This is a genomic window from Comamonas brasiliensis (genome assembly GCF_018292285.1).
GTDB lineage: Bacteria > Pseudomonadota > Gammaproteobacteria > Burkholderiales > Burkholderiaceae_C > Comamonas > Comamonas brasiliensis.
Genome location: NZ_JAANES010000003.1, coordinates 479,942 through 499,606, shown reverse-complemented (window position 1 = coordinate 499,606; position 19,665 = coordinate 479,942). Strand labels below are relative to the sequence as shown.

Here is a 19,665-nt window from a genome sequence, read left to right as displayed (position 1 = left end):
TTGTTTGTCGAGCACCCAAGTGCACCTGGCGATTCAGGTGCGGCGCTCCAAAAGCTGAGAGGCTAATTGTAGCAAACTTGCGGTGTATGCATTGCTTGGCAGTGTGGCTAAGGCATCAATGGCGCGCTGGGCTTCCGCATGTGCGGCCGCTCTGGCAATGTCCAGGGCGCCGGTGCTGCGCACGATGTCCACCACGGCGTCGAGCTGGTCGGTGGAGCCTTGCTCGATGGCGTTGCGGATAATGGCAGCCTGCTCGGCGCTGCCGCGCTGCATGGCTGCGATCAGGGGCAGGGTGCATTTGCCTTCGCGCAGGTCATCGCCCAGGTTCTTGCCCATTTCCTGGGCGTTGCCGGTGTAGTCCAGCACATCGTCGATGATCTGGAAAGCCGTTCCCAGGGCCTGACCATAGGTGGCGCAGGCCTGTTCCATTTCGGGCGAGGCGCCGGCCAGCACGGCAGCCAGCTGTGCGCTGGCCTCGAAGAGCTGGGCGGTCTTGGAGCGGATTACATGCAGATAGCCGGCTTCATTCAGCGATGCATCATGGGTGTTGATGAGCTGCTGGACTTCGCCTTCCGCGATCACATTGGTGGCGTCGGACAGAATCTGCAGCACGCGCATGCTGCCCACTTCCACCATCATCTGGAAGGAGCGGGTGTGCAGAAAGTCTCCGACCAGAACGCTGGCCGGGTTGCCGAAGGTTTCGTTGGCCGTGGCCCTGCCGCGGCGCAGTGTGGATTCGTCCACCACATCGTCGTGCAGCAAGGTAGCCGTGTGGATCAGTTCCACCACGGCGGCCAGAATGTATTTGTTCTTGCCCTGGTGGCCGAGGGCGCCGGCGATCAGCAGCAGCAGCGCCGGACGCAGGCGTTTGCCGCCTGCGGCAATGATGTATTGGGAGATCTGTGCGATCAGGGGGACGCTGGTTGTCAGTCGCTGAGCAATGACGATATCCACTTCGCGCATGTCATCTGCGATCAAGGCAAGCGGATTGGATGTGGAAATTTCTGTAGTCAAGGTGATGAACCGCCAAGTGGACTCACGATTATAGAAAGATGCAACCAAGTTTTGCGTGGTGTCCTCAGAGCCCGTTCAAGTGAACGAGGGCTGCGACATTGCTGTCGCTCGCAAGGTGCAAGCCTCACCGCGCACCTGTGCCTGACATCTGTCCCGCGCGGCCACGGTCGCGGCGTGCGGGGATGCTGAAGCGCTTCCTAGGGGTATGGCAGCAGAAAAAATGCATGCGTGCTAGAATTACCGGCTCCGTGGAAATCATTTCATGGAACTCTCAGACTTTAGAGGTTTTCAATGTACGCAGTCATAAAAACCGGCGGCAAGCAGTATCGCGTTGCAGCTGGCGAAAAGATCAAGGTAGAACAGATTGCTGCGGACGTAGGCCAGGAAATCGTGATCGACCAAGTTTTGGCCGTCGGCAACGGCGCTGAAATCAAGGTTGGTGCTCCCCTGGTGTCCGGTGCATCTGTAAAGGCAACTGTGGTTGCTCACGGCAAGCACGACAAGGTGCACATCTTCAAGATGCGCCGTCGTAAGCACTATCAAAAGCGCCAAGGCCATCGTCAGCAGTTCACCGAACTGCAAATCGTGGCAATCGCTGCTTAATTTTAGGAGCTAAGTCATGGCACAGAAAAAAGGCGGCGGCTCTACGCGTAACGGACGTGATTCCAAGCCAAAAATGTTGGGCGTGAAGGCCTTTGGTGGCGAGCTGGTGACAGCTGGTTCCATCATCGTGCGTCAGCGCGGCACCAAGTTCCACCCCGGTGAGAACGTTGGCGTGGGCAAGGATCACACCCTGTTTGCACTGGTTGACGGCCACGTGTCGTTCGGTGTGAAGGGCGCTCTGTCCAAGCAAACAGTCAACATCACGGCTGCATAAGTCGTCTGTGACTCCAACAAAGCCCCGACTTGTCGGGGCTTTGTTGTTTGAAAAGGCTCCAGGCAGCAGATTTCTGGCAGATGGGGCATGGTAATAGAGCACTCAAGTGTGGCCCGGAGCTTCTGGTGCACACTGATTTTGTAGACTGGATGCCTCATGAAGTTCGTTGACGAAGCTTTTATCGACATTGCAGCTGGTGACGGCGGCAATGGCTGCGTGTCTTTCCGGCACGAGAAATACAAGGAATTTGGCGGCCCCGACGGTGGTGACGGCGGCCGTGGCGGTCATGTGTATGCCGTGGCCGATGTGAATCTGAACACGCTGGTGGATTACCGCTATTCGCGCCGCCACGAGGCCAAGCGCGGCCAGCACGGCATGGGCTCCGACATGTTCGGTGCAGCCGGTGACGACATCACGCTGAACATGCCGGTGGGCACCATCATCAGCGATGCGGATACTGGCGAAGTGCTGTTCGAGCTGCTGGAGCCCGGCCAGGTCATCACCATCGCCAAGGGCGGTGACGGCGGTTTCGGCAATCTGCGATTCAAGAGTGCCATCAATCGGGCGCCGCGCCAGAAGACTCCCGGCTATCCCGGCGAGCGCCGCAACCTGAAGCTGGAGCTCAAGGTGCTGGCCGATGTGGGCCTGCTGGGCATGCCCAATGCCGGCAAGTCCACTTTCATCACGGCCGTCTCCAACGCCCGTCCCAAGATTGCCGACTATCCCTTCACCACCTTGCATCCCAATCTGGGCGTGGTGCGCGTGGCCGCAGAGCAGAGCTTTGTGGTGGCCGACATCCCGGGTCTGATCGAGGGCGCCTCCGAAGGTGCGGGCCTGGGTCACCAGTTCCTGCGCCATCTGCAGCGTACGCGTCTGCTGCTGCATATCGTGGACATTGCGCCGTTTGACGAGGGCGTGGACCCGGTCGAGCAGGCCAGGGCCATTGTGGCCGAGCTCAAGAAGTACGACGCCGAGCTCTACGACAAGCCGCGCTGGCTGGTGCTCAACAAGCTGGACATGGTTCCTGCGGAGGAGCGTGCCGCCAAGGTCAAGGACTTCGTCAAGCGCTTCAAGTGGAAGGGTCCGGTCTATGAGATCTCGGCGCTGACCCGCGAAGGCTGTGAGCCGCTGATCCGCAAGATCTACGAGCATGTGCACAACCAGCAGCTGGCGGAACAGGCGCCCAAGGAAGTGGACCCCCGTTTTGCGGGAGGTGAGGATTCTGGTCTGGATATGACCGATCCGCGTTTTGCCTCCTACGATCCGGAATAAGCTAGAGGGTATAACCCAGCAGCGCACTTGGTGCGCTGTTTTGCTTTGAATTTAATAGCTTCTTGCGCTTTACCTATAAGCATTAGAGGCTTAAAACACTGTAAATTCTCATGTCTTCCAATGTGCTGCGTGATGCCCGTCGCATCGTCGTCAAAGTCGGCTCCAGCCTGGTTACGAATGAAGGTCGCGGTCTGGATGAGGCCGCCATTGAAGAGTGGAGCCGCCAGCTGGCGGCATTGGTGAATGGTGAGGACGGCGTCAAGCGCGAAGTCATCATGGTCTCCAGCGGCGCCATCGCCGAAGGCATGAAGCGACTGGGCTGGGCCACGCGGCCGACAGAGGTGCATGAGCTGCAGGCCGCAGCCGCCGTCGGTCAGATGGGGCTCGCCCAGATGTACGAGACCAAGCTGCGCGGCGAAGGCGTGCCCAGCGCCCAGGTGCTGCTGACCCATGCGGATCTGGCCGATCGCGAGCGCTATCTGAACGCCCGCACCACGCTGCTGACGCTGCTGCAGCTGGGTGTGGTGCCCGTCATCAATGAGAACGACACGGTGGTGATCGACGAGATCCGCTTTGGCGACAACGACACCCTGGGTGCGCTGGTGGCCAACCTGGTCGAGGCCGATGCGCTGGTCATCCTGACCGATCAGCGCGGCCTCTACAGTGCCGACCCGCGCAAGAACCCCGATGCCAGGTTCATCGACGTGGCCGAAGCCGGCAACCCTGAGCTGGAAGCCATGGCCGGTGGTGCAGGTCTGTCCATCGGTACGGGCGGCATGATCACCAAGATCCTGGCGGCCAAGCGTGCGGCGGGCTCCGGCGCCTCTACCGTGATCGCCTGGGGGCGCGAGAAAGACGTGCTGTTGCGCCTGACGCGTGGCGAGTCCATTGGCACGCTGCTGGTTGCCAACACGCACAAGATGCAGGCGCGCAAGCAGTGGATTGCCGACCATCTGCAACTGCGTGGTTCGGTGACAGTGGATGCGGGTGCCGTCTCCAAGCTGCGTGATGAGGGCAAAAGCCTGCTGCCCATCGGCATGATCGCCGTGGAGGGCGATTTCTCGCGCGGCGAAGTGATTGCCGTGCGCGATGAGGACGGCGCCGAGATCGCCCGTGGCCTGGCCAGCTATGCCAGCGCCGAGGCGCGACTGCTGTGCCGCAAGAGCTCCTCGGAGATCGAATCGCTGCTGGGCTACTCGGCCGGTCCCGAAATGATGCACCGCGACAATATGGTGGTGGCCGGACACTGAGTACCGGCGGTCATCAAAAAAGCCGTAATGCTGCGAGGCATTACGGCTTTGTTCATTGCAGAGGCTTGTGATCGGGCGGATTGTCTATGCCGGTCTGCGGGTCCGGGTCGAAACTGGCTCCGGGCGGCAGCTCTATGCCAGGGTTGATGCGAAAGCTTCCTGTACGGGCCGGGTACATGACCTGGTGGTGCTGCGCCAGATGCGCAGTGCCGCCAGTGGGCTGGCCTGCTTCCTGTTCGCGTGGCCGCATGCCACTGCGCAGATAGCGGTTGCGCTGCTGCTCGCCGCGCGGCAGAAAGCGCGCCAGCTCGGTCAACGCCATTTCATAGACGCCGCGTTTGAATTCGACCACCACATCCAGGGGAACCCAGTAGTCATTCCAGCGCCAGGCATCGAACTCAGGGTGATCGGTGGCACGCAGGTTCAAGTCCCAGTCATGCCCGACCAGTTGAAGCAAAAACCATATCTGCTTCTGGCCTTTGTAATGCCCGCGCGCGTCGCGGCGGATGTACCTGTCTGGCACCTCGTAGCGCAACCAGTCCCTGGTGCGGGCAACCACGCGAACGTGATTGGGCTTCAGCCCCACTTCCTCGTGCAGCTCGCGGAACATGGCTTGCTCGGGTGTCTCACCCCGATCAATGCCACCTTGCGGAAACTGCCAGCTGTGGGTGCGAATGCGTTTTCCCCAGAACACCTGGTTTCTTTGGTTGAGCAGGATGATGCCGACGTTCGGGCGAAATCCGTCCCGGTCAAGCATAATCAAACCCCAAATTTTTGAATTGTGTTCATTATGCATGGCCCCTTGTGATCGACAAGCGGGCCATGCCTATTTCCACTGAATTGCCAGTTCCATGAAAGCCACCCAATTTCTCATCTCCACCCTGAAAGAAGCTCCGGCCGACGCCGAAGTGGTCAGCCACAAGCTCATGATGCGGGCTGGCATGATCAAAAAGCTGGGTGCTGGCATTTACAACTACATGCCCATGGGCCTGCGCGTGATCCGCAAGGTCGAGGCCATCGTGCGCGAGGAAATGAACCGCGCCGGCGCCATCGAAACCACGATGCCCGTGGTCCAGCCTGCCGAACTGTGGCAGGAAACCGACCGCTTCGAGAAGATGGGCCCAGAGCTGCTGCGCATCCAGGACCGCCATGGCCGTGATTTCGTGATCCAGCCCACTTCCGAAGAAGTGGTCACCGATATCGCGCGCCAGGAGTTCAAGAGCTACAAGCAACTGCCCAAGAACCTCTACCAGATCCAGACCAAGTTCCGCGACGAGCGCCGTCCGCGCTTCGGTCTGATGCGCGGTCGCGAGTTCATCATGAAGGACGCCTATTCCTTCGACAAGGACCGCGATGCGGCCCAGATCAGCTACCAGACCATGCGCGAAGCCTATAAGCGCATCTTCGACCGCTTCGGCCTGCAGTACCGCGCCGTGCGTGCCGACTCGGGCGCCATCGGCGGCGATCTGAGCGAAGAGTTCCAGGTCATCGCCTCCACGGGCGAGGACGCCATCGTCTACTGCCCGAACAGCGACTACGCGGCCAATATCGAGAAGGCCGAGAGCCTGGCGCCCACCCAGGCCCGTCCTGCCGCCGCCCAGGCCATGCAAAAGGTCGCCACTCCCGGCAACAGCACCTGCGAAGCCGTGGCCGAGCAGCTGGGCCTGCCCCTGGCGCAGACCGTGAAGTCGCTGGTGTTGGCCACGGACGAGCTCGACGACAAGGGCCTGATCGTCAAGACGCAGGTTTGGCTGCTGCTGCTGCGCGGCGACCACGAGATGAACGAGATCAAGGTCGGCAAGGTCGAAGGCCTGGCTGGCTTCCGTTTCGCGACCGTGGGCGAGATCGAGGAGCATTTCGGTGCCAAGCCCGGCTATCTGGGCCCCATCGGCCTGAAGAAGCCCGTGAACATCGTGGTGGACCGCGATGTGGCCGTGATGGCCGACTGGGTCTGCGGTGCCAACGAGGAAGACTTCCACATCACCGGCGTGAACTTCGGCCGAGACCTGCCCGAGCCCGCCGTGGTGGCGGATCTGCGCAATGTGGTGGCTGGCGACCGCTCACCCGACGGTGCGGGCGAGCTGGCAATCGAGCGCGGCATTGAAATCGGTCATGTGTTCTACCTGGGCACCAAGTACTCCAAGGCCATGGAAGCCACTTTCCTCGGCGACAACGGCAAGCCCCAGCACTTCGAGATGGGCTGCTACGGCATTGGCGTGACCCGCCTGCCCGCCGCTGCCGTGGAGCAGAACCACGACGAGCGCGGCATGATCTGGCCCGATGCGATTGCACCGTTCACGGTGGTGATCTGCCCCATCGGCATGGGTCGCAGCGAGGCCGTGAAGACCGAAGCCGAGAAGCTCTATGGCGAGCTGCTGGCACTGGGCGTGGACGTGATCCTGGACGACCGCGATGAGCGCCCCGGTGCCATGCTGGCCGACTGGGAGCTGATCGGCGTGCCCCACCGCGTGGTGCTGGGCGACCGCGGCCTGAAGGAGGGCGTGGTCGAGTACCAGCAGCGCCGTGACACGGAAGCTACAAAGCTGGCCACGAATGAGGTGCTGGGTCACCTCAAGAGCCGCCTGGGCTTGTAAGCTGCTGTTTCCATGCCCGAAACCCTGCTGAGCCGACGCCACTGCCTGACGACTGCCGCTGCGCTGGCCGCTCCGGCGGCTGGCTGGCTGTGGCCGCAGGCGGCCTGGGCCGGCGGGCAGCTCGAAGAGCCGCTGGCCGACTCCGTGCGCACAGCGCTCAGCGCGGCCGTGGCGGGTTCGGGCGCGCCGCCCGAGCTGGAGTTCGCCTCCACAGCGGCGCGCATGAGCTATCTGCGCTGGCTGGTGGCCAGCAGCGACAAGCTGGCCAAGCGCAAGCCCGACCTGCAGGCGCGGCGCGAGTTCCTGCAAACCGTCTGGTACGAGTCCACGCGCGCGGGCCTCGATGTGTCCATGGTCATGGGTCTGATCCAGGTGGAGAGCGGCTATCGCAAATACGCCATCTCCAGCGTGGGCGCGCGTGGCTATATGCAGATCATGCCGTTCTGGATGCGGCTGATCGGCGACGGCGATATCGGCAAGCTGTTCCACATGCAGACCAATCTGCGCTTCGGCTGCGTGATCCTGCGCCACTACATGGACCGCGAAAAAGGCGATGCCTATATGGCACTGGGCCGCTACAACGGCAGCCGGGGCCAGCCCCAGTATCCGAATGCCGTGTTCGGCGCCCAGCGGCGCTGGCTGGTGGAAGAGCCGCAGTCGATCTGATTCCGTGGCGAGATAAAAAAGAGAGCGCCTGGCGCTCTCTTTTTATTGGTTTCAGCAAGAAAAGTACTTGAAATCTTTTGAGGATAGGCGCAAGAAGCTCCTGATTCAGGAGTGGCTGCTTTTGCTGGCCTGGGACTGGGCCGCGCTGCCCTGTACCTTGGCCGCAGCGGCTGCCGAAGGTGCGGCAGATTCCGCCGCCGGCTCGGGAAGGTGGGTCACCATGACCTGGTCGATGCGGTAGCTGTCCACGTCCAGCACCTCGAACTTGAAGCCGCCCCAGGTGACGGTATCGGTGCGGCGCGGCACCCGGCGCAGCATGACCATGAGAAAGCCGGCCAGTGTCTCGTACTCGTCGTCATGCGGCATATCGTCCAGATGCAGCACACGCATCACGTCCTCGATGGGCGTGATGCCGTCGATCAGCCAGGAGTGCTCGTCGCGGCGGATGATCTGCTCCTCGTCGGTCGGCCCGACCAGATCGCCCATCACCGTGCTCATCACGTCATTGAGCGTCACCACGCCCACGACCAGGCTGTATTCGTTGACGATGACGGCAAAGTCCTCGTGCACCATGCGGAACTGCTCCAGCACCTCGGCCAGCGTCAGGCGGTCGGGCACGATGAGCACCTTGCGGATCAGGCTGTCGTCGGTGAGCGACAGCGGCTGGTTGTTGAGCGCGCGCTGGAACAGATCCTTGGCATCCACATAGCCGATGACATGGTCGATATCGCCGTCGCAGACCGGGTAGGTGGAGAAGGGCTCCTCGGCAATGCGGGCGCGGATGATGGCGTCGCTGTCGTCGCGGTAGAAGAAGGCCACGCTGTCGCGCTGGGTCATGGCAGAGGCCACGGTGCGCGAGTCCAGCTCGAACACATTGGCAATCACCTGCTGCTCGCGGGCGGCCAGCACGCCGGCTTTGGTGCCCGCTTCGGTCATGGCCAGGATGTCGTCGCTGGTGATGCGCTCGTCGCGCGTGGCCGGCAGGCCCAGCAGGCGAAACAGGGTGTCGGTGGCGAGGTTGTAGAACCAGATGACGGGCTTGAAGATCACCACAAACCAGCGCATGGGCGCGAGTACGCGCACCACATAGCGCTCGGGCTCGTTCATGCTGATGCGACGCGGCAACAGGTCGGCCAGCAGGATGAAGGCCGAGGTGACTATGAAAAACGAGAGCAGGAACCCGAGGGTCGCCGAGAGGCTGGGCGAGAACCAGATCGAGAAAAACTCGGTCAATGCGGGGCTGAACGCACCCTCGCCGACGATGCCGCCGAGGATGGCGACGGCATTCTGTCCCACTTGCACCACGGTGAAATATTCGCCCGGCTGCTCCTGTACGCGCAGGGCATGCTCGGCTCCCTCATTGCCATCGTCGGCCATCTGGCGCAGGCGCAGGCGACGCGAGGCGGCCAGAGAAATCTCCGCCACAGAGAAAAAGGCGCTGAGCAGAATCAGCAGAACAATCACCGCAAGGCTTTGGGACACACTCATAGGCAGGGCTGCTGCGGCACGTCGAAGTGCCTGCGGCCGGTTATCAAGGAGTCTCTATTCGACCACATAAAGCCTGTGGCAGGCAGCTGTACTGGCTTCAGGACTGAAGCGCGGCTGCCGAATGGGCCATGCGTGCCAGCGCATCGGCCTCGGTATTGCGGTGTCTGGGCACCCATTGCAGAACCAGCTCGTCAAAGTCCTGCATCTGTGCACGGGCGGCCTCGAACAGCGCGCTGAGTCGGGCGATGGGCCGCGCCGGCTTGGCTGTCGGCGGGCCGAGCTGCTCCAGCAGCACCTGGGAATCGGTGCGCACGGTCAGGCTGCGCGCGCCGAGATCGCGTGCCAGCTTCAGGGCGGCCATCAGGGCGCGCAGCTCGGCTTCGTTGTTGCAGCCGCTGCGGTGCAGATTCTGCGACAGCGTATGGCGGCTGCCGTCGGGCAGCTGCAGCAACACGCCCAGGCTCATGGGGCCGGGGTTGGGCAGGGCGCTGCCATCGATATGGATGCAGCAGTGGTGAGGGGGGGCGGGTCTGGGAGGCGGCATGAAAAAAGCCACCGGGGTGCCGGTGGCTTGCAGGCGGGATGAGGCTTACTTGGCGGCCAGCACTTGCTGCAGTTCGCCCGATTCGTACATCTCCATCATGATGTCCGAGCCACCGATGAATTCGCCCTTGATGTAGAGCTGGGGAATCGTGGGCCACTGGCTGTAGTCCTTGATGCCCTGGCGGATTTCCTGGTCTTCCAGCACGTTCACGGTAGCGATGGACTTGGCATCCACGCCGCACGCCTTGAGGATCTGGATGGCACGGCCGGAGAAGCCGCACTGAGGGAAGCTGGCGTTGCCCTTCATGAACAGCAGGATGTCGTTGTTCTTGACCAGGTCGTCGATGCGTTGTTGAGTGTTGCTCATAGTGGGCTCCGGATTTTGGAAATGGCGGTACCAGCCGCGATGTCTGCAATTATTTCACCGACCGCAAGAAATGCGATGCTGTGAGGAAATCTTGCTGACAGGATATTTTGGGATGGAGGTCTGGAAATCAAGTCTTGCCGCTCCGGCAGCCGCCCGTGCAGCGCGCAATGCCGGCCAGGTCGTGGCGGTGCTGGACCTGTTCAAAGCCGGCCGCCTGCATGAGCCGCGCCACGTCTTCGGCCTGATCCCAGCCATGCTCGAAGAGCAGCCAGCCGCCGTCTTTCAGGCGGACCGGAGCCTGTTTGATGATGCTGCGGATGTCCTCCAGCCCATCGGCGCCGCTGGCCAGGGCCGACAGCGGTTCGTGGGTCAGCGCCGCCAGGTGCGGGTCGTCGGCGCGGATATAGGGCGGATTGCTGACGATCAGATCGACGGGTTCCAGCCCGTCCAGAGGCTCTAGCCAGCTGCCATGGGCGAACTGTACGGGCAGTTGGAGCCGGGCGGCGTTGCTGCGGGCCACGGCCAGGGCATCGGCGCTGGCGTCCACGGCGATGACCAGGGCTGAGGGGCGCTGGCTTTGCAGGGCCAGGGCGATGGCGCCGCTGCCGGTGCCCAGGTCTATAACGCTAACCGGCTGCCCTTCGGGCATGAGCTCCAGCGCCCAGTCCACCAGGGTCTCGGTATCGGGGCGAGGGTCCAGCACCCTGCTGTCCACGGCGAGATCCAGGCCGTAGAACTCCTTGTTTCCGGTCAGGTAGGCGACAGGCGTGCCTTGCTGGCGCAGGGTGCACAGCTGGTCCCAGCGCTGCTGCTGCGCCTGACTCAGGGCATCGCAGTCATGCGTGATGAGCCAGGCGCGGGCATGCGCTGGCTGCTGCATCAAGTGCAGCAGCAGCATCTGTGCATCGACACGCGCCAGGCCTTGGCGGGCGGCTTGCTGCAGGGCTTGAGCGACGGAGAAAGTGGGGGGCGAGGGTTCGGTCATGGCTTGGCCGGCGGCCATCTTCTTCGGAAATTCAGCAAGGGTATATCTCGGGGTCGCCCGCCTTGTAGAGCGTGCCGTACAGCTGGGTCGACGACTGGCCGGGCTCTCCAGCATGGGGCGCGAACGTATTCCCAGCAACAGATGCTCCAGCGCCTGCTGGATATTCTCGCCCTCGAAGCTCATGCCTACAAAGGACCAGGAAAAGCAGCGTCCATCGCCTGTCATCAGCAGCTGGCCGTGGGCATGGTGAACGTCGGCAACTGCTATCAGCCGGGTGTGCAGGCGCTGTTCCCAGGAGAGCAGGGCGTCGTCTGCATCTTCCCCGGTGAAATACGCTTCAAGCCAGTCAAACTCTATATCGCTGCTGGCGCATTCCCGGCCCTTGCCCACCTGGCCTATGTGCAAGCCCGCCAGGCTCTGCAGTGCCGCCACGGCGGGGTGGCTGGTCAGACCGGGCTGTTGGTCCAGAGCGCTTTGCACAGGCACGGGAATGGCGACCTCTCGCTGCGGGGTCCAGCCCCGGGCTTGCAGCAGCTCGATGACGACAGGCGACTCGAAATTCAGCATGGCGGATTTTCAACGCCCGGGCGCCGAGATGAAGGGGCGCGCCTGCAGGATGATCAGCTGGTCGCCCTGCATGGCCCACTCGATGTCCTGGTCCCGGCCGCCAAAGCGTTGCTTGATGCCGGCTCCGGCGCGGGCCAGTCGCTGCACCAGTGCGTCGCTGAGCACGGCGCGGCCGGCAGTCACCGCCACTTCACGCACGCCGCCCCTGGCATCCAGCTGCAGCGCTACATCGTCCTGGGAACGGTTGAGCACCTGCACGGCCTTGCTGCGGCTGGAGTAGAGGATTTGCTCTGCGACCCGCCGGCCCTCGACCACGCGGATGCCTATGCCGCGCTTGGCGGCGATATAGCTCATGTGGCGGTGCGAGGCGTCGAAGGGGTCGCGGGTGATCATCACGCCAGAGGCGGAGGAGTCCACGGCTTTTTGCACAAACACCGACATCATCACCTGCGCATCGTCTATGCCCGCTGCCTGTCTGGCTTCCCAGGCCTCGAAGTTGTAGACCGAGGCCCAGACCTTGCGCACGGCGGCGACCAGATCCGTGTCGCTGCGCACATTGGGAACGGTGGTGTAGAGGCCTGCTCCGCTGAAGTTGGGCAGGTCCTCGGAGCTGGAAGAGCTGCGTACGAACACGCCCTGGCTGCCCAGCTGGCCGGACCAGCGCTGTGCCCAGCCATCGGTCACGGCCGGGCTGATGGGCCATTGCTCGATTTCGGCCTGCAGCGCGGACAGGGCCTGTTTTCGAAGGCCTGCATCCGTCGCAAAACCGGGCTGCTGGCGCATGCGGGCAATGCGCTCGGTCAGGCCGTTGGCGCGCATGAAGTCGGCATAGGCGGCAAACGGAATGCAAAAGCCATCGGGTACGCTGACGTCCGCCAGGCGAGCGGACTGGATCTCGCCCAGATTGGCGGCCTTGGCACCGCATCGGCGGCGATCCGCGCTGCGCAGGCTGGCCAGGGGCACCAGTTCGCTGCGACGCAGATCGGGCTGCAGCATGACCTTGCTGCCCTTGGCGGGCTGGCGCAGTGCCTGCTGTTCCGCGTTCTGCTGTTCGGCAGCAGTGGCGGCGCGCAGCGCAAAGCTGGCGGGCTGTACGTCGATATGCACCCAGCGACCGTCGAAGCCCGCGTATTGCTCGGCGGCTTTTTGCACATAGGCATTGGGTATGCCCCAGCCGCGCGCCAGCAGATTGACATGGGACAGCACCGTGGAGGGGCGCTCCGTCACCACACCGGCCACGGGCGGCAGGCTGATGGGTACTTCGCGCAACAGCACGATGTCCCTGGGCTGTAGGTCATTCACCCCTTCGGCCTGGTTCAGGATGCGCAGCCGGCCCACGGCCTGGCCCTGGTTCAGCGGCAGATAGGTCTGGGCACCCAGCAGCTGGGCCTGGGTGACCGCTGCAACACCGGCCTGCTGGGCCACGGCTTCCTGCTGCGTGGAGTTGGCCTTGAAGCGCACAGGGGCGAAGAAGCCGGTTTTCAGCGCGGTGGCTGTGGTCTGCAGCAACTCGGGCGTGAGCTGGTCGCCCTCCCAGAACTCGTAGCTGTAGTCCTTGAGCGCGGGCTGCCAGCTCAGCGTGCCGAGAATGAAGCGACGGCCCGGCTCGCGGTAATTGCGGTTGAGCGCAGGCTTTCCGCCCTGCAGCAGGCCTTTGGCGCGCAGAAAATCTTCGTGAAACGCGTAGCGCGGCGTGTTGATGAAATGCAGCGGTGCGCTCTTGCTGTGGCGGTCGATCACAAACAGCACATGGGGCATGGCGCTGGCCGGGTCGAAGATGCGGGCCACGCGATCGAAATCGGCGCGGCCGGCCAGCACGGGCAGGCTGGCGGGCGTGTTGCGGCTGCCCGCCGCATCGACCGGACGGCCTGCGCCCGAGTCATAGGCCGACGGCTTGCGCAAGGCCTGAGCCTGGGCCGCGGTCGATGCGAGCAAAAGACTGGAGAGCAGGGCCGAAGCCAGAACCGGCAATAAGCGCTGTGTCATCTTGAGATTGTCCCCATTTCTGGTGGAGCGTTCGAACGGACCCGGTTCGAGCCGACTGCAGCCTGGCCGGTGTCTGCGGACTCAGGAAGCGGCCAGCTCCGCCAGCAGCTCGGCCTCGCGCGCATGTTGCAGGGCCTGGATCACGTCGCCCAGATCGCCTTCCATCACGGCCAGCAGCTTGTACAGCGTGAGGTTGATGCGGTGGTCGGTGAGACGGCCCTGGGGGAAGTTGTAGGTGCGGATGCGATCGCTGCGGTCGCCCGAGCCGATCAGGCCCTTGCGCATGGCCGCTTCCTTGGCAGCCCGTTCGCTGCGTTCCTTTTCCTGGATGCGGGCCTGCAGCACTTGCAGGGCCTTGGCCTTGTTGCTGTGCTGGCTGCGGCCGTCCTGGCACTCGGCCACGATGCCCGTGGGCAGGTGGACCACGCGCACGGCGGAGTCGGTCTTGTTGATGTGCTGGCCGCCGGCGCCGCTGGCGCGAAAAGTGTCGATGCGCAGATCGGCAGGATTGAGCGTGATGGCCTCGGCCTCGTCGGGCTCGGGCATCACGGCCACGGTGCAGGCGCTGGTGTGGATGCGCCCCTGGGTTTCGGTGGCGGGCACACGCTGGACGCGGTGGCCGCCCGACTCGAAGCGCAGCGCGCCGTACACATTGTCGCCCTCGATGCGCAGCACCACTTCCTTGTAGCCGCCGATTTCGTTTTCACTGGCGCTCATCACTTCCACCTTCCAGCCCACGTTGGCGGCGTAGCGGGTGTACATGCGGGTCAGGTCGCCGGCAAACAGGGCCGATTCGTCGCCGCCCGTGCCGGCGCGGATTTCGACAAAGGCGGGGCGGGCATCGTCGGGGTCCTTGGGCAGCAGCAGGCGCTGCAGCTCGTCCTCGAGTTTGATCAGCTCGGCTTCGCCGCTGCCGATCTCTTCCTGCGCCATTTCGGCCATGTCGGGGTCGTCCAGCATTTCACGCGCGGCGGCAATGTCGGCTTCGGTCTGCAGGTAGCGCGTGTAGCGGCTTGCAATGGCCGTCACATCGGCATGTTCGCGCGAGATGGTGCGGTACTGCTTCATGTCGCCCATGATGTCTTCGCGCGAGAGCAGGAAATCCAGCTCCTGCAGGCGTTGGGCATAGCGTTCGAGCTGGTTGCGCAAAAAGTCTTGCATAGGGGGTCGCTAAGGCTTGGAAAAGGTGAGGGTGCTCACCTTTGTGGAGTCAGAGAAGAGGGAGGGCGGGCCACGGTCGGGCCATGCGCTGCACGAGGAGGGCAGCGCCGAAGCGGGCGAGCGCCGCTAAAGCTTGCTGGGGTTGCGGCTGGCGCGCAGGAACAGACGGGAGACGGTGTCTGCGGTCTGGGCGCGTTCTTCGGCGTCGCCCTTGTGCAGCTCGGCCATGGTGCCGTGCAGCATTTTCTGTGTGAGACCGCGCGAGAGCGCTTCCAGCACGGTGTCGATGTCTTCACCCTTGGCCAGCAGCTTTTTGGCACGGGCAATCTCCAGCGCGCGCCATTCGTCGGCCTGGGCGTTGACCTGCTGGATCAGCGAGACCGCGCCGCCCACGGGGTTGCGCTGGTCCATCCACTGCATAAAGCTTTGCACGCCGGTGTCGATGATGACCTCGGCCTGTTGCACGGCGGCCTGACGCTGGGCCTGACCGGTGCGCACGACGGTTGCCAGATCATCCACGGTATAGAGATAGACGTCGTTGAGGTTCTTGACCTCGGATTCGATATCGCGCGGAACGGCCAGGTCCACCATGAAGATGGGGCGGCGCTTGCGCTTCTTGAGAGCGGACTCCACGGCACCCAGGCCGATGATGGGCAGGGTGGATGCCGTGCAGCTGATGATGGCGTCGTATTCGTGCAGATGCTCGGGCAGGTCGGCCAGACGCATGGTGCCGGCGCCGAACTGGGCCGCCAGCTTCTCGCCACGCTCCATGGTGCGATTGGCGATGGTGATCTGCCTGGGATTGCGGGCAGCAAAGTGGGTGGAGACCAGCTCGATCATCTCGCCCGCGCCCACGAACAGCACGCGAATCTTGCTCAGGTCTTCGAACAGCTGGCCGGCCAGACGCACGGCAGCGGCAGCCATGGAGATGCTGTGCGCACCGATCTCGGTGGAGCTGCGCACCTCCTTGGCCACGGCAAAGCTGCGTTGAAACAGCTGGTTGAGCGTGGTGCCCAGGGCACCTGCAGTCTCGGCCGCACGCACGGCGTTCTTCATCTGGCCGAGGATCTGTGCTTCACCCAGCACCATGGAGTCCAGCCCCGAGGCCACGCGGAAGGCGTGGCGGGCGACCGAGCCATCCTGCAGCAGATACGAGTGCTGGCGCAGCAGCTCAGGCGCCACGCCGCCGCTGTTGGCCAGCCAGTGCATGGTGTGATCCATGGCGGGGGCGTCGGCAGCGCAGTAGATCTCGGTGCGGTTGCAGGTGGAGAGGATGGCGGTTTCCACGGCGCTGTGAGCCCGGCCCGCGTGGGACAGGGATGCGCGCAGGCCTTGCAGCGTCGGCGCGATCTGATCGAGCGCGAACGCAAAACGGCCCCGCATATCGAGCGGAGCCGTGTGGTGATTGATACCTAAAGCCCAGACTGCCATAACAGGGGATTATAAAATTTAGAACCGGATTGGGCACCCCCCGGTCTCAAAGCCTTGGAATCGATTGTTGCCATGGATCTTGTTGCGAGCGTTAATCATTTACTCAACTTCGTCGCCCCGGCTTTTTTTCTCGCTCTGGGCCTGGCGATCTGCGCTCGATGGTTCAAGCAAAACAAGGCTGGAGCGCAATCCTTCACTGCGCAAGTAGCTATCAATTTCATATTGGGTGTAGCGGTTTTGCTGGCCAGTCTCTGGCTGTTTTCACGCGATGGCAAGATGCTCGGCTATGCCGCGCTGGTCTGCGCAAGTGCCTGCTGCCAGTGGGTGCTTTCCAGAGCCTGGCGCTGATTGGCGCATTGGCTGGAAAGCTGTTTTGCGTGAAATCTTGATCTGACTCAAGAGTGTTTGTTGTATTCGCGCCAGTGTCCGGCCTCGCCTCAGTCACTGACGGCCCGGGGTTCGGCCTGCTCCAGTATCCAGCTGCGAAACTGCCTTAGGGCCTCCGTGGGAGGCCGGTTGCCTTGCTGGCACAGAAAGTAGCCGCGCTCGATATGCACCGGCGCATCCAGCGCCAGAGCCACGCGGCCCGATGCCAGATCCTCTTCCACCAGGCAACGCTGCACCATGGCCACACCCATGCCGGCTGCCACGGCCTGCACCAGCAGGGCCACGGTCTCAAAGTCCGCGACCGGGGCGGGACAAGGCTGGCTCAGGTCCCGGGCCTGCATCCAGCTGGCCCAGTTGCCCGGGTAGTTGGTGTGGAACAGCAGCGGGCGGTTCAGCAAATCCTGCTCGCTGCGGATGGGGTTCGGCCCCTGCAGCTCACGCGGGTGGCAGATGGGGATGAGGTCGCGGCCGATCACATACTCGGCTTCCACGCCCGCCGGCCATTGCTGGCTGCCGACGCGAATCCAGGCATCGATCTCCGGCGCATTGAGCGGATCGTCACGCCGGTAGGGCGCGAAGGAGAGCATGATTTGAGGGTGACGGCGGTTGAAGTCGGGCAGACGCGGAATCAGCCAGTGGCTGAACAGCGTGGGAATGACCGACAGGCGCAGCTGGGGCCCATGGCGGCGCCTGCGTGCGGCGGCCGATGCGGATTCGATCGCCATCACGGCGGGCTCAATCGCCTGCAGATAGTCCTGTCCTGCCGCAGTGAGCGCGTTGCGTCTGCCCAGGCGCTCGAACAGGGCAAAGCCCAGATGCTCCTCAAGCCTGGCAATGGCCCGGCTGATGCCGCCCTGCGTCACATACAGCTCCTGGGCGGCGAGCGAGTAACTGCCCAGGCGGGCGGCTGCGGCAAAGGCGTGAAGTTCGGACAGGGACGGGGAGTGCATGCGCATGACGGCTTGAATTATGACGGCTGGTAATACTTGCGTGCCGTCTTGTCGCTTTTCGTGGCGCGGCCCGCGGCACAGAATGAAAAAAAGGTTGGAGTGCCAGGTCCTGCGCCCTTCGATCGACTCATAACCAGTCAAGGAGAAGCCGCATGGCTATTCGTCGTACCGTTCTGTCATCCATTGCCGCCTGCGCCGCAGCCGCTGCGCTGTCCCCTGCGTTCGCTGCGAATGCAGCAGCAGACTACCCCAATCGCCCCATCCGCCTGATCGTGCCCTTTGGTGCCGGTGGCTCCACCGACATGGTGGCGCGCCTGCTGGCCGACAAGATGGGCCAGATACTGGGCAAGGCCGTGGTGGTGGACAACCGTGGCGGAGCCGGCGGCTCCATCGGCGCTTCGGAAATCGCCAAGGCCGCTCCCGACGGGTACACCATCGGCATGGCCACGGTGTCCACCCATGGCTCCAACCCGGCCATCTTCCGTAAGCTGCCCTATGACGCGATCAAGGACTTTGCTCCCATCACCAATGTGATGAGCGTGCCCAGCGTGTTCGTCGTGAACGCCAGCGTGCCTGCCAAGACCATGAAGGAATTCATCGCGCTGGCCAAGGCCAACCCCGACAAGTACACCTTTGCCTCGCCGGGCACGGGTTCGCTGGGTCATGCCAATATCGAGAACTTCATGAATCTGGCTGGTATCCAGCTGCTGCACATTCCTTACAAGGGTGCGGGCCAGGCCATTACCGATGCACTGGGCGGACAGGTCAATGCCATGACGGACAACCTGCCTTCGACCCTGCCGCATATCAAGGCCGGCCAGCTGCGTCCCCTGGCCGTGCTGGCCCTCAAGCGCAGCGATGTGCTGCCCGATGTGCCCACCTATACCGAGCTGGGTTACCCCCAGATGGGTGACGGCGGCTGGTTTGGCCTGGTGGCGCCTGCGGGCACACCCAAGCCCATCATCGACAAGCTCAATGCTGCGGCCCACAAGGTCATGGCTTCGTCCGACTATCTGGAAAAGCAGAAGTCCATCTCCGGCGAGTCCATGGGCAACACGCCCGAGCAGTTTGCCAAGCAGATCAAGACTGCGATCGAGCGCTACACGGCCGTGGCCAAGCGCGCCAATATCAAGCTGGACTGATGAAGGCTTCAATGTCTGTGCCTGATTTTCTGCAAGCCAGACCGGCCGAGCCGGTGCTGGTGCACCCGGCCCGGGGCGAGGTTCTGCCCATAGTCTGCGACTCGCCGCACAGCGGCACGGCCTATCCCGAGGATTTCGGCGCCGTCTTGCCCATGAGCCTGCTGCGCCGCGGCGAGGACACGCATGTGGCAGCGCTCTGGGACCGTTGGCCCGAGTTCGGCGCCACATTGCTGGAAGCGACTTTCCCGCGCACTTATGTCGATCCGAACCGCAACGAGTCCGATCTGGACCCCGCGCAGATCGAGGGCGAATGGCCGGTGCCACTGTCGCCCAGCATCAAGACCCAGCAGGGGCTGGGCCTGATCTGGCAGCGCATCAGCAAAGCCGGCGTGGCCACTCCCCTGTATGAGCGCAAGCGCACCGTGGCCGAGGTCCAGCACCGTATCGCCCGCTACTGGCGCCCCTATCACGCGGCGCTGGCGCAGGCCATCGACGACAGCGTGTCCCGCTTCGGGGCCGTGTGGCATCTGAATCTGCACTCCATGCCCAACGATGTGTACCAGCGACTGGGACGCAGCGATGCGCCGCCGCTGGCCGACTTCGTGCTGGGCGACCGCGACGGCACGACCTGCTCGCCCGAGTTCATCCATCTGGTGGGCGATACGCTCAAGGGCTTTGGCTACAGCGTGGCCTATAACGAGCCCTACAAAGGTGTGGAACTGATCGGGCGCATCGGCCAGCCGCAGCTCAATCGCCACTCCATGCAGATCGAGATCCGTCGTCCCGTCTATATGGACGAGGACACGCGTGAACCGAATGCCGGCTTCGAGCCGCTGCGCGCGCATTTTGCCGAGCTCATGCAGGTGCTGGCGGACTATGTGCGCCAGCAGATGAGCAGGGGCTGAAACCTTTGCGTCCTGCGAGGCCCGGCATTGCCGGGCTTTTTTCATGTCACGGCCAAATGTCAAAAAACTGTGGCGAGGAT

The 19,665-nt window shown here is 63.3% G+C and carries 19 protein-coding genes and 1 pseudogene; 9 read left to right on the top strand and 11 right to left on the bottom strand.

Features of this window, described 5'->3' with window-relative positions:
* Positions 1 to 33 precede the first annotated feature (33 nt).
* The gene (locus DJFAAGMI_RS14935; RefSeq protein WP_211457717.1) at positions 34 to 963 is read right to left on the bottom strand and encodes a polyprenyl synthetase family protein; all 930 of its coding nucleotides are present in this window, start codon (positions 961 to 963) and stop codon (positions 34 to 36) included.
* Between the two features lie 342 nt (positions 964 to 1,305).
* On the opposite strand from DJFAAGMI_RS14935, the gene rplU reads away from it, so the two are divergent.
* The 4 genes from rplU to proB all read left to right on the top strand — a co-directional run bounded on the left by rplU (position 1,306) and on the right by proB (position 4,413).
* Positions 1,306 to 1,617, top strand: coding sequence for a 50S ribosomal protein L21 (gene rplU / locus DJFAAGMI_RS14930; RefSeq protein ID WP_003058536.1), 312 nt, complete (start codon positions 1,306 to 1,308; stop codon positions 1,615 to 1,617).
* Between the two features lie 16 nt (positions 1,618 to 1,633).
* Complete coding sequence (rpmA, locus tag DJFAAGMI_RS14925; RefSeq protein ID WP_003058534.1) at positions 1,634 to 1,891, top strand: 50S ribosomal protein L27; 258 nt, start codon at positions 1,634 to 1,636, stop codon at positions 1,889 to 1,891.
* 156 nt (positions 1,892 to 2,047) lie between these two features.
* Positions 2,048 to 3,163 carry an Obg family GTPase CgtA gene (gene cgtA / locus DJFAAGMI_RS14920; protein ID WP_043003501.1) on the top strand — a complete coding sequence of 372 codons (1,116 nt, stop codon included), beginning with the start codon at positions 2,048 to 2,050 and terminating at the stop codon, positions 3,161 to 3,163.
* Positions 3,164 to 3,273: 110 nt separating this feature from the next.
* Positions 3,274 to 4,413 carry a glutamate 5-kinase gene (gene proB, locus DJFAAGMI_RS14915; RefSeq protein ID WP_167006277.1) on the top strand — a complete coding sequence of 380 codons (1,140 nt, stop codon included), beginning with the start codon at positions 3,274 to 3,276 and terminating at the stop codon, positions 4,411 to 4,413.
* 52 nt (positions 4,414 to 4,465) lie between these two features.
* Here the strand turns inward: proB and DJFAAGMI_RS14910 are convergent, their stop codons facing one another.
* Complete coding sequence (locus DJFAAGMI_RS14910; protein ID WP_211457716.1) at positions 4,466 to 5,170, bottom strand: RNA pyrophosphohydrolase; 705 nt, start codon at positions 5,168 to 5,170, stop codon at positions 4,466 to 4,468.
* 94 nt (positions 5,171 to 5,264) lie between these two features.
* Between DJFAAGMI_RS14910 and DJFAAGMI_RS14905 the strand changes: the two genes are divergently transcribed.
* Complete coding sequence (locus DJFAAGMI_RS14905; RefSeq protein WP_211457715.1) at positions 5,265 to 7,007, top strand: proline--tRNA ligase; 1,743 nt, start codon at positions 5,265 to 5,267, stop codon at positions 7,005 to 7,007.
* A gap of 12 nt (positions 7,008 to 7,019) precedes the next feature.
* Complete coding sequence (locus DJFAAGMI_RS14900; RefSeq protein ID WP_211457714.1) at positions 7,020 to 7,673, top strand: lytic transglycosylase domain-containing protein; 654 nt, start codon at positions 7,020 to 7,022, stop codon at positions 7,671 to 7,673.
* 105 nt (positions 7,674 to 7,778) lie between these two features.
* Here DJFAAGMI_RS14900 and paeA read toward each other — a convergent pair whose 3' ends face one another.
* From paeA to hemA, 8 genes and pseudogenes are all read right to left on the bottom strand, one after another.
* Positions 7,779 to 9,161, bottom strand: coding sequence for a polyamine export protein PaeA (gene paeA / locus DJFAAGMI_RS14895; protein WP_211457713.1), 1,383 nt, complete (start codon positions 9,159 to 9,161; stop codon positions 7,779 to 7,781).
* Positions 9,162 to 9,258: 97 nt separating this feature from the next.
* On the bottom strand, positions 9,259 to 9,717 hold the full coding sequence (locus DJFAAGMI_RS14890; protein WP_211457712.1) for a ribonuclease HI family protein: 459 nt from the start codon (positions 9,715 to 9,717) through the stop codon (positions 9,259 to 9,261).
* Between the two features lie 33 nt (positions 9,718 to 9,750).
* Complete coding sequence (gene grxD / locus DJFAAGMI_RS14885; protein WP_003058519.1) at positions 9,751 to 10,071, bottom strand: Grx4 family monothiol glutaredoxin; 321 nt, start codon at positions 10,069 to 10,071, stop codon at positions 9,751 to 9,753.
* Positions 10,072 to 10,198: 127 nt separating this feature from the next.
* Positions 10,199 to 11,074, bottom strand: a complete 876-nt coding sequence (gene prmC / locus DJFAAGMI_RS14880; protein WP_211457711.1) for a peptide chain release factor N(5)-glutamine methyltransferase — start codon at positions 11,072 to 11,074, stop codon at positions 10,199 to 10,201.
* A 171-nt stretch (positions 11,075 to 11,245) separates the two neighbouring features.
* Positions 11,246 to 11,623 (bottom strand): annotated as a pseudogene (locus tag DJFAAGMI_RS14875) (SUKH-3 domain-containing protein); the annotation flags it as partial.
* A 9-nt stretch (positions 11,624 to 11,632) separates the two neighbouring features.
* Positions 11,633 to 13,609 carry a PEP/pyruvate-binding domain-containing protein gene (locus tag DJFAAGMI_RS14870; protein ID WP_211457710.1) on the bottom strand — a complete coding sequence of 659 codons (1,977 nt, stop codon included), beginning with the start codon at positions 13,607 to 13,609 and terminating at the stop codon, positions 11,633 to 11,635.
* 81 nt (positions 13,610 to 13,690) lie between these two features.
* The gene (gene prfA / locus DJFAAGMI_RS14865) at positions 13,691 to 14,770 is read right to left on the bottom strand and encodes a peptide chain release factor 1 (protein WP_003058512.1); all 1,080 of its coding nucleotides are present in this window, start codon (positions 14,768 to 14,770) and stop codon (positions 13,691 to 13,693) included.
* A gap of 126 nt (positions 14,771 to 14,896) precedes the next feature.
* Positions 14,897 to 16,201: a glutamyl-tRNA reductase gene (gene hemA / locus DJFAAGMI_RS14860; protein ID WP_034364512.1), complete on the bottom strand. Its 1,305-nt coding sequence runs from the start codon at positions 16,199 to 16,201 to the stop codon at positions 14,897 to 14,899.
* Between the two features lie 72 nt (positions 16,202 to 16,273).
* Between hemA and DJFAAGMI_RS14855 the strand changes: the two genes are divergently transcribed.
* Positions 16,274 to 16,549 carry a hypothetical protein gene (locus DJFAAGMI_RS14855; RefSeq protein WP_211457709.1) on the top strand — a complete coding sequence of 92 codons (276 nt, stop codon included), beginning with the start codon at positions 16,274 to 16,276 and terminating at the stop codon, positions 16,547 to 16,549.
* An 89-nt stretch (positions 16,550 to 16,638) separates the two neighbouring features.
* Here DJFAAGMI_RS14855 and DJFAAGMI_RS14850 read toward each other — a convergent pair whose 3' ends face one another.
* Positions 16,639 to 17,544 carry a LysR substrate-binding domain-containing protein gene (locus DJFAAGMI_RS14850; RefSeq protein ID WP_211457708.1) on the bottom strand — a complete coding sequence of 302 codons (906 nt, stop codon included), beginning with the start codon at positions 17,542 to 17,544 and terminating at the stop codon, positions 16,639 to 16,641.
* Positions 17,545 to 17,690: 146 nt separating this feature from the next.
* Here DJFAAGMI_RS14850 and DJFAAGMI_RS14845 point away from each other — a divergent pair, with 146 nt between their 5' ends.
* Positions 17,691 to 18,680 (top strand): tripartite tricarboxylate transporter substrate binding protein BugE, encoded by a 990-nt coding sequence (locus tag DJFAAGMI_RS14845; protein ID WP_211457707.1) that lies wholly within the window; start codon positions 17,691 to 17,693, stop codon positions 18,678 to 18,680.
* 11 nt (positions 18,681 to 18,691) lie between these two features.
* Positions 18,692 to 19,585, top strand: a complete 894-nt coding sequence (locus DJFAAGMI_RS14840) for an N-formylglutamate amidohydrolase (protein WP_211457706.1) — start codon at positions 18,692 to 18,694, stop codon at positions 19,583 to 19,585.
* The last annotated feature ends 80 nt before the right edge of the window (positions 19,586 to 19,665 follow it).

Excerpts from the sequence above, each read along its gene's own strand:
- hemA (WP_034364512.1), bottom strand. The coding sequence starts at position 16,201 with ATGGCAGTCTGGGCTTTAGGTATCAATCACCACACGGCTCCGCTCGAT.
- proB (WP_167006277.1), top strand. The coding sequence starts at position 3,274 with ATGTCTTCCAATGTGCTGCGTGATGCCCGTCGCATCGTCGTCAAAGTC.
- DJFAAGMI_RS14900 (WP_211457714.1), top strand. The coding sequence starts at position 7,020 with ATGCCCGAAACCCTGCTGAGCCGACGCCACTGCCTGACGACTGCCGCT.
- cgtA (WP_043003501.1), top strand. The coding sequence starts at position 2,048 with ATGAAGTTCGTTGACGAAGCTTTTATCGACATTGCAGCTGGTGACGGC.
- rplU (WP_003058536.1), top strand. The coding sequence starts at position 1,306 with ATGTACGCAGTCATAAAAACCGGCGGCAAGCAGTATCGCGTTGCAGCT.
- DJFAAGMI_RS14905 (WP_211457715.1), top strand. The coding sequence starts at position 5,265 with ATGAAAGCCACCCAATTTCTCATCTCCACCCTGAAAGAAGCTCCGGCC.
- prmC (WP_211457711.1), bottom strand. The coding sequence starts at position 11,074 with ATGGCCGCCGGCCAAGCCATGACCGAACCCTCGCCCCCCACTTTCTCC.
- prfA (WP_003058512.1), bottom strand. The coding sequence starts at position 14,770 with ATGCAAGACTTTTTGCGCAACCAGCTCGAACGCTATGCCCAACGCCTG.
- DJFAAGMI_RS14935 (WP_211457717.1), bottom strand. The coding sequence starts at position 963 with ATGCGCGAAGTGGATATCGTCATTGCTCAGCGACTGACAACCAGCGTC.
- rpmA (WP_003058534.1), top strand. The coding sequence starts at position 1,634 with ATGGCACAGAAAAAAGGCGGCGGCTCTACGCGTAACGGACGTGATTCC.
- DJFAAGMI_RS14840 (WP_211457706.1), top strand. The coding sequence starts at position 18,692 with ATGTCTGTGCCTGATTTTCTGCAAGCCAGACCGGCCGAGCCGGTGCTG.
- DJFAAGMI_RS14855 (WP_211457709.1), top strand. The coding sequence starts at position 16,274 with ATGGATCTTGTTGCGAGCGTTAATCATTTACTCAACTTCGTCGCCCCG.
- DJFAAGMI_RS14910 (WP_211457716.1), bottom strand. The coding sequence starts at position 5,170 with ATGCTTGACCGGGACGGATTTCGCCCGAACGTCGGCATCATCCTGCTC.
- DJFAAGMI_RS14845 (WP_211457707.1), top strand. The coding sequence starts at position 17,691 with ATGGCTATTCGTCGTACCGTTCTGTCATCCATTGCCGCCTGCGCCGCA.
- grxD (WP_003058519.1), bottom strand. The coding sequence starts at position 10,071 with ATGAGCAACACTCAACAACGCATCGACGACCTGGTCAAGAACAACGAC.
- DJFAAGMI_RS14870 (WP_211457710.1), bottom strand. The coding sequence starts at position 13,609 with ATGACACAGCGCTTATTGCCGGTTCTGGCTTCGGCCCTGCTCTCCAGT.
- paeA (WP_211457713.1), bottom strand. The coding sequence starts at position 9,161 with ATGAGTGTGTCCCAAAGCCTTGCGGTGATTGTTCTGCTGATTCTGCTC.
- DJFAAGMI_RS14850 (WP_211457708.1), bottom strand. The coding sequence starts at position 17,544 with ATGCGCATGCACTCCCCGTCCCTGTCCGAACTTCACGCCTTTGCCGCA.